17 protein-coding genes are annotated in these 13,664 nt (G+C 62.9%); 11 read left to right on the forward strand and 6 right to left on the reverse strand.

What is annotated here, in order from left to right:
• The 8 genes from sufC to KAZ48_08470 form a co-directional block, all read left to right on the forward strand.
• Nucleotides 1-402 (forward strand): Fe-S cluster assembly ATPase SufC (gene sufC / locus KAZ48_08435; protein MBP7972815.1); only part of this gene is annotated, 402 nt, incomplete at its 5' end.
• Nucleotides 403-405: 3 nt separating this feature from the next.
• On the forward strand, nt 406-1,701 hold the full coding sequence (locus tag KAZ48_08440; GenBank protein ID MBP7972816.1) for a cysteine desulfurase: 1,296 nt from the start codon (nt 406-408) through the stop codon (nt 1,699-1,701).
• Nucleotides 1,702-1,715: 14 nt separating this feature from the next.
• Nucleotides 1,716-2,171 (forward strand): SUF system NifU family Fe-S cluster assembly protein, encoded by a 456-nt coding sequence (locus KAZ48_08445; GenBank protein MBP7972817.1) that lies wholly within the window; start codon nt 1,716-1,718, stop codon nt 2,169-2,171.
• 11 nt (nt 2,172-2,182) lie between these two features.
• Nucleotides 2,183-2,539, forward strand: coding sequence for a metal-sulfur cluster assembly factor (locus tag KAZ48_08450; GenBank protein MBP7972818.1), 357 nt, complete (start codon nt 2,183-2,185; stop codon nt 2,537-2,539).
• A gap of 28 nt (nt 2,540-2,567) precedes the next feature.
• Entirely contained in the window at nt 2,568-4,166 is a 1,599-nt protein-coding gene (locus KAZ48_08455; GenBank protein MBP7972819.1) for an ABC-F family ATP-binding cassette domain-containing protein, read from the forward strand.
• A 164-nt stretch (nt 4,167-4,330) separates the two neighbouring features.
• Nucleotides 4,331-4,552, forward strand: coding sequence for a transcriptional regulator (locus tag KAZ48_08460; GenBank protein MBP7972820.1), 222 nt, complete (start codon nt 4,331-4,333; stop codon nt 4,550-4,552).
• Nucleotides 4,553-4,561: 9 nt separating this feature from the next.
• Nucleotides 4,562-5,377, forward strand: coding sequence for an enoyl-CoA hydratase/isomerase family protein (locus KAZ48_08465; protein MBP7972821.1), 816 nt, complete (start codon nt 4,562-4,564; stop codon nt 5,375-5,377).
• Between the two features lie 168 nt (nt 5,378-5,545).
• Nucleotides 5,546-7,504 carry an ABC transporter ATP-binding protein gene (locus tag KAZ48_08470; GenBank protein ID MBP7972822.1) on the forward strand — a complete coding sequence of 653 codons (1,959 nt, stop codon included), beginning with the start codon at nt 5,546-5,548 and terminating at the stop codon, nt 7,502-7,504.
• On the opposite strand, the gene KAZ48_08475 is transcribed toward KAZ48_08470, so the two are convergent.
• Genes KAZ48_08475 through KAZ48_08485 form a run of 3 tightly spaced genes read right to left on the reverse strand, consistent with a single transcriptional unit; the run spans nt 7,450 to nt 9,368 of the window.
• Complete coding sequence (locus tag KAZ48_08475; GenBank protein MBP7972823.1) at nt 7,450-8,235, reverse strand: SDR family oxidoreductase; 786 nt, start codon at nt 8,233-8,235, stop codon at nt 7,450-7,452. The genes KAZ48_08470 and KAZ48_08475 overlap by 55 nt on opposite strands.
• Before the next feature lie 4 nt (nt 8,236-8,239).
• Nucleotides 8,240-9,046: an SURF1 family protein gene (locus KAZ48_08480; protein ID MBP7972824.1), complete on the reverse strand. Its 807-nt coding sequence runs from the start codon at nt 9,044-9,046 to the stop codon at nt 8,240-8,242.
• A gap of 16 nt (nt 9,047-9,062) precedes the next feature.
• Complete coding sequence (locus KAZ48_08485; GenBank protein ID MBP7972825.1) at nt 9,063-9,368, reverse strand: DUF3099 domain-containing protein; 306 nt, start codon at nt 9,366-9,368, stop codon at nt 9,063-9,065.
• Nucleotides 9,369-9,433: 65 nt separating this feature from the next.
• Between KAZ48_08485 and KAZ48_08490 the strand changes: the two genes are divergently transcribed.
• Nucleotides 9,434-9,649: a dodecin domain-containing protein gene (locus KAZ48_08490; protein ID MBP7972826.1), complete on the forward strand. Its 216-nt coding sequence runs from the start codon at nt 9,434-9,436 to the stop codon at nt 9,647-9,649.
• On the opposite strand, the gene KAZ48_08495 is transcribed toward KAZ48_08490, so the two are convergent.
• Entirely contained in the window at nt 9,640-10,308 is a 669-nt protein-coding gene (locus KAZ48_08495) for a DUF1211 domain-containing protein (protein ID MBP7972827.1), read from the reverse strand. The two genes, KAZ48_08490 and KAZ48_08495, sit on opposite strands and share 10 nt — an antisense overlap.
• 25 nt (nt 10,309-10,333) lie before the next feature.
• Here KAZ48_08495 and KAZ48_08500 point away from each other — a divergent pair, with 25 nt between their 5' ends.
• Nucleotides 10,334-10,843: a histidine phosphatase family protein gene (locus KAZ48_08500; GenBank protein ID MBP7972828.1), complete on the forward strand. Its 510-nt coding sequence runs from the start codon at nt 10,334-10,336 to the stop codon at nt 10,841-10,843.
• Here KAZ48_08500 and serB read toward each other — a convergent pair.
• On the reverse strand, nt 10,840-12,033 hold the full coding sequence (gene serB, locus KAZ48_08505) for a phosphoserine phosphatase SerB (GenBank protein ID MBP7972829.1): 1,194 nt from the start codon (nt 12,031-12,033) through the stop codon (nt 10,840-10,842). The genes KAZ48_08500 and serB overlap by 4 nt on opposite strands.
• A gap of 10 nt (nt 12,034-12,043) precedes the next feature.
• Nucleotides 12,044-12,814: a hypothetical protein gene (locus tag KAZ48_08510; protein ID MBP7972830.1), complete on the reverse strand. Its 771-nt coding sequence runs from the start codon at nt 12,812-12,814 to the stop codon at nt 12,044-12,046.
• A gap of 89 nt (nt 12,815-12,903) precedes the next feature.
• Here KAZ48_08510 and KAZ48_08515 point away from each other — a divergent pair, with 89 nt between their 5' ends.
• Entirely contained in the window at nt 12,904-13,641 is a 738-nt protein-coding gene (locus tag KAZ48_08515) for a sulfite exporter TauE/SafE family protein (protein ID MBP7972831.1), read from the forward strand.
• Nucleotides 13,642-13,664 lie beyond the last annotated feature (23 nt).

The following is a 13,664-nucleotide window of genomic DNA, read 5'->3' on the forward strand; positions in this document are numbered from 1 at the left end:
TGGATGGGTGAGATGAAGGAGGCGATGGGTTCGCTTCAGGTCGACCCGACTTTTGCCTCCCGCAATGTCAACGAAGGTTTCTCCGGCGGGGAGCGCAAGCGACACGAGATCTTGCAGATGGAACTACTCAAACCCAAGATCGCGGTTTTGGACGAGACCGATTCAGGCCTGGATGTCGACGCACTCAAGGTTGTCGGCGAAGGCGTCAATCGCGTCCGCGAGCAGCTGGACACCGGCCTGTTGCTCATCACGCACACGACCCGGCTGCTCAAGCAAATCCCAGCCGAGTTCGTGCACGTGTTCGTGGACGGTCGAATCGTCGCCAGTGGCGGCCCGGAACTTGCTGAGCAAATCGACGCTGACGGCTATGAGCAGTTCATCCCGGCGAAGGCAGCCACCTGACCCATGAGCATTTCTGAGGTCGACGTCGCCAGGATCAGGAAGGACTTCCCGATCCTGAGTCGCACCGTGCGCAACGGCAAGCAACTGCGGTACCTGGATACGGCCGCGACCTCCCAGAAGCCAACGGCCGTGCTGGATGCCGAGCGTGATTTCTACGAAAACCGCAACGCTGCGGTCCACCGTGGGGCGCACCAGCTTGCCGAGGAGGCGACGGATGCGTACGAGTCAGCTCGCCGTCGGATCGCTGGCTTCGTGGGCGGCGAGCCGAACGACCTGGTGTTCACCAAGAATGCCACTGAGGCGTTGAACCTGGCGGCCTATGCATTCTCGAATTCCACGGCGAAGGTGGCCGCGGGCGCGCCACTTACCGATGGCAGCGAGCGGTTTCTGCTGCGCCCCGGTGACGAGATCGTCGTTACCGAAATGGAGCATCACGCAAATCTGGTTCCGTGGCAGGAACTGTGTGCCAAGACAGGTGCGACCCTTCGCTGGTTTGGTTTAACTGACGACGGCCGCCTTGATTTGTCCAATGCCGCCGAGCTCATTACCCCCCGGACAAAGTGCGTCGCGGTGGTCCATCAGTCGAACATTCTGGGAACCGTCAACGATGTTGCGCGGATTGGCGCTTGGGCGGCTGAGGTCGACAGCCTGTTCGTCGTCGACGGCTGCCAGTCGATTCCGCACATGCCTGTTGATGTGCAGACCCTTGGGGCAGACCTGGTTGCATGGAGCGGGCACAAGATGCTGGGTCCGACGGGCATCGGATGCCTGTGGGGCCGCAGCGAGGTCTTGGCCGCGATGCCGCCGTTCATCTCCGGTGGCTCAATGATCGAAAAGGTCACGATGGCAGGCAGCACCTACGCACGGCCCCCTCAACGTTTCGAAGCCGGTGTGCCAATGACCGCCCAAGCGGTTGGGCTCGCCGCCGCCGTCGACTATTTGACCGACATCGGCATGGCCAACGTCGAGAACTACGAGCACGAGCTGACTGGCTACGCGTTGTCCGCGCTTGCGGCGATCGACGGCGTGCGAATCGTCGGGCCGACGGACAACGTCGACCGGGGTGGGGCGATCTCGTTCGAAGTGGACGGGATCCATCCACACGACGTCGGCCAGGTGCTCGACGATCGCGGTGTGGCTGTCCGAGTCGGTCACCACTGCGCCGCTCCGACCTGCCGCCGCTATGGCGTTGCAGCAACCGTCCGGGCATCGTTCGGGATTTACAACACCACGGATGAGATTGATGCGTTGAGCGAAGCAGTCGTTGCGGCACAAGACTTCTTTGGGACGCGTGGCTGATGGATCTCGAACAGATGTACCAAGAGGTGATCCTGGATCATTACCGGCGTCCGCATGGGAAGGGTCTGCGGGAACCGTTTGATTCGGAGGTTCACCACGTCAATCCGACCTGCGGTGATGAAATCACCTTGCGGGTTCGACTGGCCGGCGATCCCGGCGGTCCAACGATCGATGAGGTGTCCTTCGATGGGCAGGGTTGTTCCATCTCACAAGCGTCTGCGAGTGTGATGCACGATCAGGTTTCCGGACTCGCTCTCGACGAGGCACTCGCCACCCTGGATGAATTCTCCGCGCTCATGAAGAGCGCGACCGAGTCGGTCGAGCCGAACGAGGAATTGCTAGGGGATGCGATCGCGTTCGAAGGAGTAGCGAAGTACCCAGCACGAATCAAATGCGCGCTGCTGGGCTGGATGGCATTCAAGGACGCCGCGCTGCAAGCTGCGGCGGCGCGAGCAGGTGACAACGAATGAGCGAGGCACACATGGACACCACTAATACGACGACCGAGACCGCCACCAGCGACGTCAAGGTTGCGTCTGAGGATGAGGTCTTCGAGGCCCTGAAAGATGTTGTCGACCCCGAACTCGGCATCAATGTGGTCGACCTGGGGCTCATCTACGGCGTGACCGTGGATAGCGACAACACCGCCACGCTCGACATGACCCTGACATCCGCTGCCTGTCCACTGACCGACGAGATCGAGGACCAAACGCGGGCCTCCCTCGACGGTGTGGTGGACGACTTCCGCATCAACTGGGTGTGGATGCCGCCGTGGGGACCGGACAAGATCACTGACGAGGGTCGCGAGATGCTGCGTGCTCTCGGCTTCAACGTGTGAAACGCCTGGCGTCTAAGCTGGGCAGGTTGTGATTACTGCCAGGGACATTGAACTTCGCGCCGGAGCCAGGTTGCTCGTAGACGAGGCAATCCTGCAAGTACAGACCAATGACCGCATTGGATTGGTTGGGCGCAACGGTGCGGGTAAGACGACTCTCATGCGGGTATTAGCCGGTGAGACCGCCCCAGCCGGCGGAGAGGTCTCCCGGACAGGCAGCGTCGGTTATCTGGCTCAAGACCCCGAGGCGGCGGACCCCGACCAGTCGGTCCGTGCACGGCTGCTCTCAGCACGGGACCTGGACCAGATCGAGTTGCGGATGCGTGCCGCCGAGAAGGCGATGGCAAGCGCCGACGATGCGACGCGAGACAAGGCCATGCGCCGGTATGAACGCGCGGAACAGGAATTCGTCTCGGCCGGGGGATATGGCGGAACGGCTGAAGCTGCGGCGGTCGCGGCCGGGCTTGGGATTGACGATCGGATGATGGCGTCGCGACTCGGCGATCTTTCGGGCGGTCAACGTCGTCGGGTTGAGCTCGCACGGCTGCTCTTTGCCGAACAATCAACCCTCCTGCTCGATGAGCCAACGAACCACCTGGACGCCGATTCGATCAGTTGGCTGCGCGGATTCCTGCAGGCCCACACCGGCGGGCTGGTAGTCATCAGTCACGACGTGGACCTGCTCGCCGACGTGGTCAACAAGGTGGCCTTCCTGGATGCGGATCGGTTGGTCCTCGATCACTACAACCTCGGTTGGCACGATTACCTCAAAGCCAGAGAAACCGACGAGCGGCGGCGTCGCCGGGAACGTGCGAATGCCGACAAGACCGCTGCGACGCTCACCGCCCAGGCCGAGAAGATGCGGGCAAAGGCCACGAAGGCTCGCGCGGCGCAACAAATGCTGCGACGCGCAGACAAACTCCGTGACGGCCAGCCGGAGCTTCGTCGGTCGGAGAAGGTTGCCAGACTTCGGTTTCCCGACCCAAGGCCATGCGGGAAAGTTCCGCTCACAGCGACGAGTCTGGCCAAGTCCTACGGCTCCCTTGAGGTATTCACCGGCGTCGACTTGGCGATCGATCGCGGCGCCCGGGTCGTGATCCTTGGGCTCAACGGTGCTGGCAAGACCACGTTGCTGCGCATCATCGCGGGTGCCGAGACCAGCGATGCAGGTGAGCTTCACCCCGGGCACGGTCTGAAAGTCGGTTACTACGCCCAGGAACACGAGACCCTCAATCGGTCGGCTTCCTTGCTGGAGAACATTCAGGCAAGTGCGGTGGAATTGTCCGAGCAACAGGCTCGCGATTTGCTGGGATCCTTCCTGTTCTCCGGCGATCGGGTGAGTCAATTGGCTGGCACTCTGTCCGGTGGTGAACGAACCAGGCTGGCCCTTGCAATGCTGGTGGTGTCGGGCGCGAACCTCTTGCTACTGGACGAGCCGACAAACAACTTGGACCCGGCCAGCCGCGAGCAGGTCCTCTCCGCGTTGAGTACCTACCCCGGGGCGGTAGTGCTGGTAACCCACGACGTGGGCGCCGTTGACGCCCTCGAGCCAGAGAAGGTTCTGCTCCTGCCCGACGGCGATGAAGACCTGTGGAATGACAGCTACCGGGAACTCGTCGTTCTCGCCTGATACCCCGTGGGGTTGGGTACTGCCCGAACCGGGGTGATTGAATTCACCACTTGATCGCCGCCAAATTCTGTGATTTGTTGCGAGGATCAAGTTCTAAGGAATAATCGGGTTGGTAGTTTCTGATTCCGTAACTGAAGAATCTAGTGAAGAGTCTGGTGGACATTGTGGCTGAACTAACCAAAGGTCGGCGAGTCACCGGAGGCGAACGCGACAAACTCGCCGCCGATCTGAAGAAGAAGTACAACTCCGGAGCAAGTATTCGCGAACTCGCAGAAGGCACTGGCCGCTCGTATGGGTTCATTCATCGAGTGCTGTCGGAATCCGGCGTAACTCTGCGCGGGCGCGGCGGGGCAACCCGCGGCAAGAAGAGCAAGGCAAAGAAGTAGACACCCCAGGTGTCTGGCGCGCAAAGCGTTGCGGTCGGTGACGCTGCCTTGAGATCTCCGGCTGGGCTGCGCGTCGATCGCGACGGTGCGGTGGTGACAATCACCATCGATCGGCCCGACTCGCGCAACTCGCAAACCCCGGCGCTCTGGCGAGAGCTCGTGGACGTGGCGAACAGCTTCGGTCCGGAGACGCGGGCCGTTATCTTGCAGGGCTCCGGGTCTGCCTTTTCTGCCGGTTTGGACCGCGCCATGTTCGCGCAGGGGATTCCCGGCGAGCAATCGCTGCTCACCTTGGCCGACCAATCAGCGCAAGACTTCAGTGACACCATCGCCACCTATCAGCGCGCATTCACCTGCTGGCGAGAACTCGACGCCATCACCGTGGCGGCAGTTCAGGGGTACGCGATCGGGGCTGGCTTTCAGCTCGCCCTCGGCGCGGACATGATGGTCGTCGCCGAGGATGTTCAGCTGAGCATGAAAGAGACCCAGCTCGGTTTGGTGCCCGACCTTGGCGGTACCAAGCCACTGATTCAGGCTGTCGGGTACTCCAGAGCGCTGGAGATCTGCGCGTCCGGCCGCTGGTTGGGTGCCGAGGAAGCCGTCGCCAGTGGGATCGCTGTCGCCAGTTCGCCTGTTCCCGAGCTTGCCGAGCGCGCAGAGGCATTGGTTGCGTCGATGCTGAGTGCGCCACCGAATGCGCTGATCGAAACGAAGAAGTTGCTGCGCGATGCGGACCTGCGCACCCGCGCGCAGCAGTGTGAGCAGGAGCGCGACGCGCAACGTCGTCGAATCACCGAACTTGCGACGCTAGTCAAGGGCCAATAGAACGCGAAGGGGGCTTTCGGCCACGCAAGTGCTCTCGGTGGTGCGGGACTCGTGAAACGAGGCCACCGGTGCAGGTTGATCGCTGGCGGCATGGAATGTCGGACCAGCCGGGCACGTTGGTTGCTTGAGACAGCTTCTTTCTCTTGTTAGGTAGGCAACCCTGTGTCGATGTCCTCTGGACCGTGGAGCACGCTGCGCTCGTTCACACGCGATCCTTCCGTCAAGGATCGGGCGCTCGCAAAAGGGACGGTTCGGCGAATTCTGGGCTACGCGACCCCTTACAAAAGGATCATCACCCTCTTCGTTGTCACGTTGGTCATCGATTCGCTGCTCGTGATTGCGCAGCCGCTGCTTTTCAAACGCCTGGTTGATCAGGGAATCACTCCCGGCAACGCCGCTGTCGTGACCTGGTGTGCCATCGCGGTTGCCGTCGTAGCATTGCTGGACGCCGCGTTGGGTCTGATAGGCCGCTACTGGTCCTCGCGCATCGGTGAGGGCTTGATCTTCGACTTGCGTACTGCGGTCTTCTCACACGTGCAGCGCCAACCGATCGCCTTCTTCACCAGGGCACAGACTGGGGCATTGGTTTCCCGGCTGAACAACGACGTGATCGGCGCACAGCAAGCGTTCACGTCCACCATGTCCGGTGTGTTGGGCAACGCGATCAGCGTCATCACGGTGCTCATAGCAATGATGGCGCTGTCCTGGCAAATCACGCTGGCGTCGCTGGTTCTGTTGCCAATCTTCGTGGTGCCGGCCAAGTGGATGGGTCGGCGCTTGCAGGCATTGACCCGTGAGCAGATGCAGCTCAACGCCGATATGGGCACCCAGATGACCGAGCGATTCAACGTTGCCGGTGCGCTGCTCGTCAAGCTATTCGGTCGCCCCGCCGACGAAGACGCGTCCTTCGGTTCCAAGTCGGGGCGCGTTCGGGACATCGGCGTCAAGATCGCGATGTCCAACCGGTACTTCATCACCGCCCTGACCCTCGTGGCTGCGTTGGCAACCGCGATGGTCTACGGCATTGGGGGCAACTTGGTCGTCAGCCAGCAAATGTCGCTGGGCACGCTGCTCGCACTGACTGGGCTGCTCGCCATGCTCTATGGGCCGCTGACCGCGCTGTCCAACGTTCGCGTCGACGTGATGACCGCACTGGTGAGCTTCGAACGCGTTTTTGAGGTGCTGGATCTGCCGCCGTTGGTAAAAGAGAAGCCCGATGCCAAGTCGCTGGAACCGGGGCTGGCATCGGTGCGGTTCGACCATGTCGGCTTCCGCTATCCGTCTGCCGAGGAGGTGTCACTGGCCTCGCTTGAATCGATCGCTCGAACTAACCCGCGCCGCGACGATCCCGTGCTCAACGATGTGTCATTTGAGGTGAGGCCAGGGCAGATGGTCGCGCTGGTGGGGCCTAGCGGGGCAGGCAAATCAACGATCACTCAGCTCATTGCGAGGTTGTACGACACTACCTCCGGCACGGTTCGTGTTGGCGGGCAGGACGTTCGCGATGTCACCTTGGAATCGCTCCACGCGACCATCGGTGAAGTCACCCAGGACGCGCATATGTTCCACGACACCATTCGCTATAACTTGCTCTACGCCCGACCCCAGGCCACTGAAGCTGAGCTCTGGCAAGCGTTGGACGATGCCCAGATCTCCTCGCTCATTCGATCGTTGCCGGAGGGGTTGGATACCGTCGTGGGGGATCGCGGACACCGCCTCTCGGGCGGAGAGAAGCAGCGAATTGCGATTGCCAGGCTGCTACTGAAGGCGCCGTCGGTCGTGGTGCTCGACGAGGCGACCGCGCATCTGGACAGCGAGAGTGAGGCGGCGGTTCAACGAGCGTTGGCAAAGGCCCTTGAGGGTCGCACGTCGGTGGTCGTTGCTCACCGCTTGTCCACGATCCGCAGCGCCGACGAGATCTTGGTTATTGGCAATGGTTCGATCGCCCAACGGGGAACTCACGCCCAACTCATGGCTGTTGGCGGTTTGTACTCCGAGCTCTACCGAACGCAGTTTCGCGAAGCGGATGGTTCAGCGGCGCCCGCCTCGTCGGAGGCTGACGTGCGGCCAGATCAGATCGCGCGGGTGGACCCGCCGTCGACGGCAAGTGCGGCTCCGGTCACGTAGGAGGCCGCCGGCGAGAGCAGGAACGCTGCCGTCCTTCCGAACTCCGCCGGTTCGCCGTACCGCTGCAGCGGTATTTCCGCTTCGTTGCGGCTACGGACCCGGGCGGGACTCCCCAGCGACGCGTCCAGCGCGAATGCTCGATCCGTCGCGAAGCGCCCGGGCAACACGGCGTTGACCCGCACCCCGCGGGGACCGAGTGTATCGGCCAAATCCTTGACAGCACCCGCTAGGCCAGGTCGTAAGACGTTTGAGATGGCGAGGCCCGGTAGCGGCGTTCGGACCGACGTCGATAGCAGAAACAGGATGGCCCCGCCCGTTCCCAGTGGTCCCTGCTCGGCTCGAGAGATTGCGCGAGCGGCCGCGCGTGCGACCCGCAGCGATCCCAACACGACTGATTGAAATGCTTCTTGCCATTGTTCGTCGGTAATGGTCAGCACCCCACCGGGTGGTGGACCGCCGACACTGATCAGGGCTCCGTCGAGGCGGCCAAACCGTGCCACTGCTGCGGCTGTGAGTATCTCGGCTCCGGCCGGATCGGCCATATCCACGGGCAGTCCGACGGCATTGTCGTGGCCACCGAGGATGCTGACCGCTTCGGCCAACTGGTGGGAGTCGCGGGCAGCGATCACCACTCGTGCTCCGTTGGCCACCAACTCCTGGGCGCCAGCCAAGCCAAGTCCGCGCGACCCACCGGTCACCACGAAGACGCGGTCTGTCAGCCCAAGATCCATGACCTCATGGTGTTGCCCGAGACGGTTCTGAGTCCTGCGAACCCTGTTCGGATTGACCCTCTTGGGCGTCAATTTCATCCTGACGCCGATATTGCAACTCTCGTCGAATGAGCAAGCCGAGTCCCAGGACGAATACGATCGCAAACGCAATCCACTGCAGTGTGTAGGACAGATGGGGCCCGGTATCGCGCTCGGGTAGCGGAATCGGCGTCAGGCCCGCAGCTTGGGCAGGGTCAGAGGACACCAGGTTGATGTAGCCGGGAAGGACCGGCTTGCCAGTGGTATCCACGAAGCTGTTGGTGTCCAGACTGGCCACTTGGCCGGTGGGGACGTCGCTGGGCCGTGGGCCAGGACTTTGCTGGCTACCTTGGATGCGTCCGGTGACGGTGACCTCCCCGGCCGGAGGTGCAGGAGCAGTGGGTGTTACGAGCGAGTCAGAGCCAGCGGGCAGCCAGCCTCGATTGACGACCAGCACCTCGCCGGTGTCCAGGACCAGCGGTGTTGCTACCCAAAACCCCATGGTGTTGTCGAGGGGGCGCCGGCGAACGTAAACCTCAGCGGCGGTGTCGTACTTGCCACGGGCCGTGACAAGCCGCCAGTTGGTCGCGTCGTCAACTGTCGTCGACTTGGTCATCAACGTCGCGACGGGAACGGCGGCCTGGGAGTCGTTGAGTGCTTGTACGGAGTTGGCTTGTACGCGCCCTTCGTACCTACTCCACTGCCACCTGGCCAGGAAGTAGCAGACGACCACACTCAGTAGAACGAGCAGGACGAGCCCGATCCAGCGTGGTTGACGAAAGAGGCGCAACACAGATGCAGAATAACGCTCAGCCAACGAATGGATCGGGACGGCCGGGCGGGAGCGCGGCATCATCCTTGATGATCAGCGGTGGCGTTAGATCCTGTGTGTCTTCCTCGGTCGCGTCGTTCGCCATCACCACAGCGATGTAGGGGAGCAGGATCGCGCCAGCGATCATCACCCAGCGCATCCAGCCATCCACGAACACGGCGCCGAGGAAACAGGCAGTCCGGATGGCCATCGAAATCAGGTAGCGTCGCGTGCGGAAATCTCGACCCACAGAAGCCGCCTGGCGTGCGCCCGTGATCTGGTAGACCTCATCACGTCGCGGCATGCCACTACGGTAAGCCTCAACTAACTTCGCGGCTAGTCGCGGGGTCAGGAATCTTTGGAGGAATGATGGCCGACCGAACGTATGGATTGAGCGAGATCGTGGGAACCTCCACCGAAGGGGTCGACGAGGCGATCCGCAATGGCATCAAACGCGCTTCCCAGACCATGCGACACCTGGACTGGTTCGAGGTGAGCGGAGTTCGTGGATACATCAAGGACGGCGACGTGCACCACTTTCAGGTGACGTTGAAGCTCGGGTTCCGGATGGAAGATCACACCTGAGTTGCCGGCGAGGCGTTCTGGCGCTTCGTGATGATGGCGGTGGCCGGTTGCACGAGCCCGAGCCCCACGAGTCCGAACAATGCGTAGCCGGTGAACAGCGACACCAAGAACAGCCCCCCGAGGTAGATGCTCATCAACTTCCCCCGCGTCGCGGCGGCGGGGGTGATCGGAACGCCAACCTCGCGCAGCTGGGGATTGACTCGCAACTGGTGCCCGATCATGGTCAGCGATCCACTGATCACGAACATCGTCCCGATGTAAAAGGCCGCGACCTGTTGCTCGCCGTGCGCGCCGATGTTCGATTGGCTGAGCAGGCTGGTTGGAAATGGGAAGACAACGATCGCGAACAGCCACAGAATGTTCCACCGGATGATCGAGCCGTTGATTGCCCGCGCGACCCCAAGGACGCGGTGGTGGGCCAGCCAGAACGTCATGATGACCGCCCAACTGATCAGGAAGCTGGTGATGAGTCCGCTGTTCTCCCGCCACAAGAACCCGAGCGGGTCGGTGCCCTCGTTTTGGGGGATTGTGATACCCGCCAGCGGCAGGATCAGCAGGGTGATGGCGATCGCGACCACCCCGTCGCTGAACGCCACGATCCGGTCTGGCGGGTACTCGCTACCGCCGGACGGGTCTTCGGTTTGCTGCTCTGCGCTCACGTGAGCATTCTGGCAGGCTAAGTACGTGGAACGTGTCCTGATCGTGATGCGTCACGCCAAGTCGGCGTGGCCAATGGGAGTTCGCGATTTCGATCGGCCGCTGGGGGCCAGGGGTCGGCGCAATGCGCCAGCATCCGGCCGTTGGATCTCTCAGCGGGTGAGTACGCCCGACCAGGCGGTCGTCTCGTCGGCGAACCGAACACGACTGACCTGGCAGTTGGTGGAACCGGAGCTTGCTGGACGTCCGGCTGATGTTGACTTCCGACCTGGACTCTATGCGGCAACCTGGTGGGATCTGCTCGACGTCGTCCGAACGACCCCAGAGGCAACGCAGACGCTCATGCTCCTGGGTCACAACCCATCGGTAGAAGACTTGGTCACCGAGTTGGCTGGCACCGGTGAGTCACGAGCGATGCGTCAATTGCGAGTCAAGTTCCCCACTAGTGCCGTCGCTGTCCTGACCTCGGACCTGGCGTGGCGGGAGTGGGGCAGCAACTGCGCGCGGTTGCAGGACGTTTTCATCCCGCCGCGTTAGGAAGGCGAAGCCGCATCCGCGAGTTCTATCTCCTCGCGTGGAATCCCCAGTAGGAAGAGCACCGTGTCCAGATAGGGGACATTGACCGCGACGTCAGCCTGAGCCCGCACCACCGGCTTGGCGTTGAAGGCGATGCCCAACCCGGCCCGGGCCAACATGTCGAGGTCATTTGCTCCGTCACCGATCGCGACGGTGCGCTCCAGACTCACCCCGTGCACGGCCGCGAATTCGTCGAGCGCCGCCGCCTTGCCCGCTCGATCCACAACCGGACCGATCGTTCGACCAGTCAGCAGCCCATCGACGATCTCGAGCCGGTTGGCACGCACATGGTCGATGCCAAGTTCGTGCGCGATTGGATCGACCACCTCGTGGAAGCCGCCGGAAACGAGGGCGATCTGGTAGCCGAGATTATTGAGGGTTCGGCAGAGCGTCCGCGCTCCCGGCGTCAGTCTGACCTGCTGGCCCACCTGCGTGAGTGCGGATTCCGGCACGCCCTTCAGCAGCGCCACGCGCTCGGCCAACGACTCAGCAAAATCGATCTCACCGGCCATCGCTCGCTCAGTGACCTCGGCCACCTGATCGGCACACCCAGCATGAGCGGCAATGAGTTCAATGACCTCGTCCTGAATCAAGGTTGAGTCGACGTCCATCACCACCAGTCGAGCGCCCCGTCGCGCCAAGCCTGGTTGCTGCACCGACAGATCGACGCCCACGTCGACCGCGACCGAGGTCAGATTCACTCGCAGTCGAGCCAGGTCCGCGCCAGAGACTTCGAGTTCAATTGCGGTCACCGGTCGGCAGGCAACTCGCACGATGCGATCAATGTTGCCGCCAGTCTCGGCGACAGCAGCCGCAATCGCGGCCAGTTCGCCAGGGTCGAGTGGATTTCCAATGACGGTGACGATGAGTCGTCCACGGCGCCGGTCGTCTTGTTCTGCGGCACCGGACTGGATCTCGCAGTGCAAGTTCAACTCGGTCGCTGCCGCGCAGACGGCATCTTTGGCGAGCTGACATTGCTCCTCAGAGGCCCCTTCCGTTGACAACAGGAGGCTGAGCACCAGCTGGCCGCGAACCACGATCTGCTCGATGTCGACCACCGGGAAGGCGGCCGTCGACAGCGCAGCGAGCAAACGAGTAGTCACACCCGGACGGTCGGGGCCGGTCACGGTGACTAGGAGTGTCTGCGACATTGGCTAGACGCTATCGCGCGCTGCAGGTGGCAGCCAGGCAATACCGGGCGGTTCGGGCAAGGTTTGCGAGAACCGCCGCGCGGCGCTGTGCGACCAGCGAACTTGTGGCATGACCCGGATCTTCTTGCGCGATCGCGACGGTGACCAGCACCCGAGCAGCCGTGTGTGCTGTGTGGATCGCGGCTCCCGGCAAGTAGGGAGGAAACCGAATGCGTCGTAGCGAATCATCGAGCGAATCGAGCGCGCCGGACACAGTGTCGCGGTTGGCGCTGAGGTCCATCGCCACCAACTCGGTGGTCGCGACGTGCAGGGCTTGACGCACCGCTTCAGACGCTTCCTCTGGTCCCAGCGGGACGACGGTGGTTCGGTCGGATTCCACCGGCATCACGGTCCAGGTGGTCAATTCCTCATGGCCGATCGGCACGAGTGCGCATGCTCCAGACATCGAGATGACCGCCTGCCCGGCAGCCAGCGCTTCCCGGTTGAACGGTGCGGGCCCGGGCAGCCCGGCGAGATCGCCCGCGCGAGGAAGCGCAACGCGGGCGCGGGCGTCGGTACCCGGCGCGACACACTCGGCGAGGCCGGCGAGCAGTGGAACGGACTTGCCCGGCAGAGTTCGTACTTGGTGGGTTCCGAAGGCCGCCATGGCGTCAACAAGGTCATCGGGGGCAACGAGTCCGCGGCTCCACCCGTTCCACCATGCCGTGAGCAGGGCGCTGCGCGGGATCGGCTCAGCGAGCACAGAAATCAGCGGCGCGGCTGAAGTGGAGCGTTCGGACATGAAGTGCAGGATACTTGCCGAAGCCGACGAGCGACGCGGGCGCAATCCGGTCGACGACTCTGGACGACCCAAGCAGGAGGTTCTCGCGCGTGATGCTTGCCGATGCGGTGGCGCTCAGCGCTGCCGGCCTTGTTGCGGGCGCCCTGAACGCGGCGGTCGGCTCCGGCACGCTGATTACCTATCCGGTGTTGCTCACAGTCGGGCTGCCACCGGTCGCCGCCAACGCGACCAACTCCCTCGGGATGGTGCCGGGGTCCCTCTCGGGAGCGTGGATGTACCGGTCGAACCTCAAAGGCCGTCGGCAATCGCTGATCAAGTGGTCGCTGGCGACTGGGGCCGGGGCAGTGGTGGGAGCGACGCTGGTGGTGTTGTTGCCCGAGCGGGTCTTCGTCGCGGTCGTGCCGTGGTTGATCCTGAGTGCTTGTCTGCTGATCGCTGTGCAGCCCGTGTTGCTCAAGTACCTCTCAAAGGGAAGCCACCGGGCGGTCACCCCGGCGATCGGTGCGGTGGGTGTGTACGGGGGCTACTTCGGTGCGGGGCAGGGGATCGCCTATTTGGCCGCGCTCGGATCCCTTGACGGTGGTGATATCCACCACGCCAATGCCGCGAAGAACGTCGTCGCATCGGCGGCCAACGGAGCCGCCGCCGCAACGTTCGCGTTGGCTGGTCGGGTGGTGTGGCTGCCCGCACTGGTCATCTGCATCGGGACGCTGGTCGGTGGTTTTGCCGGGGGAGGCATCGCGAGGCGTCTGCCGAGCTGGGCACTTCGATCGGTGATCGTCGCGGTGGGCGTCTATGCGGCCGTACTGTCATTCTCGAAGGGATGACCAATGGACACTGTCATTCTCGA

Source organism: Candidatus Nanopelagicales bacterium (genome assembly GCA_018003655.1).
In the GTDB taxonomy this organism is placed as follows: domain Bacteria; phylum Actinomycetota; class Actinomycetes; order S36-B12; family UBA10799; genus JAGNDY01.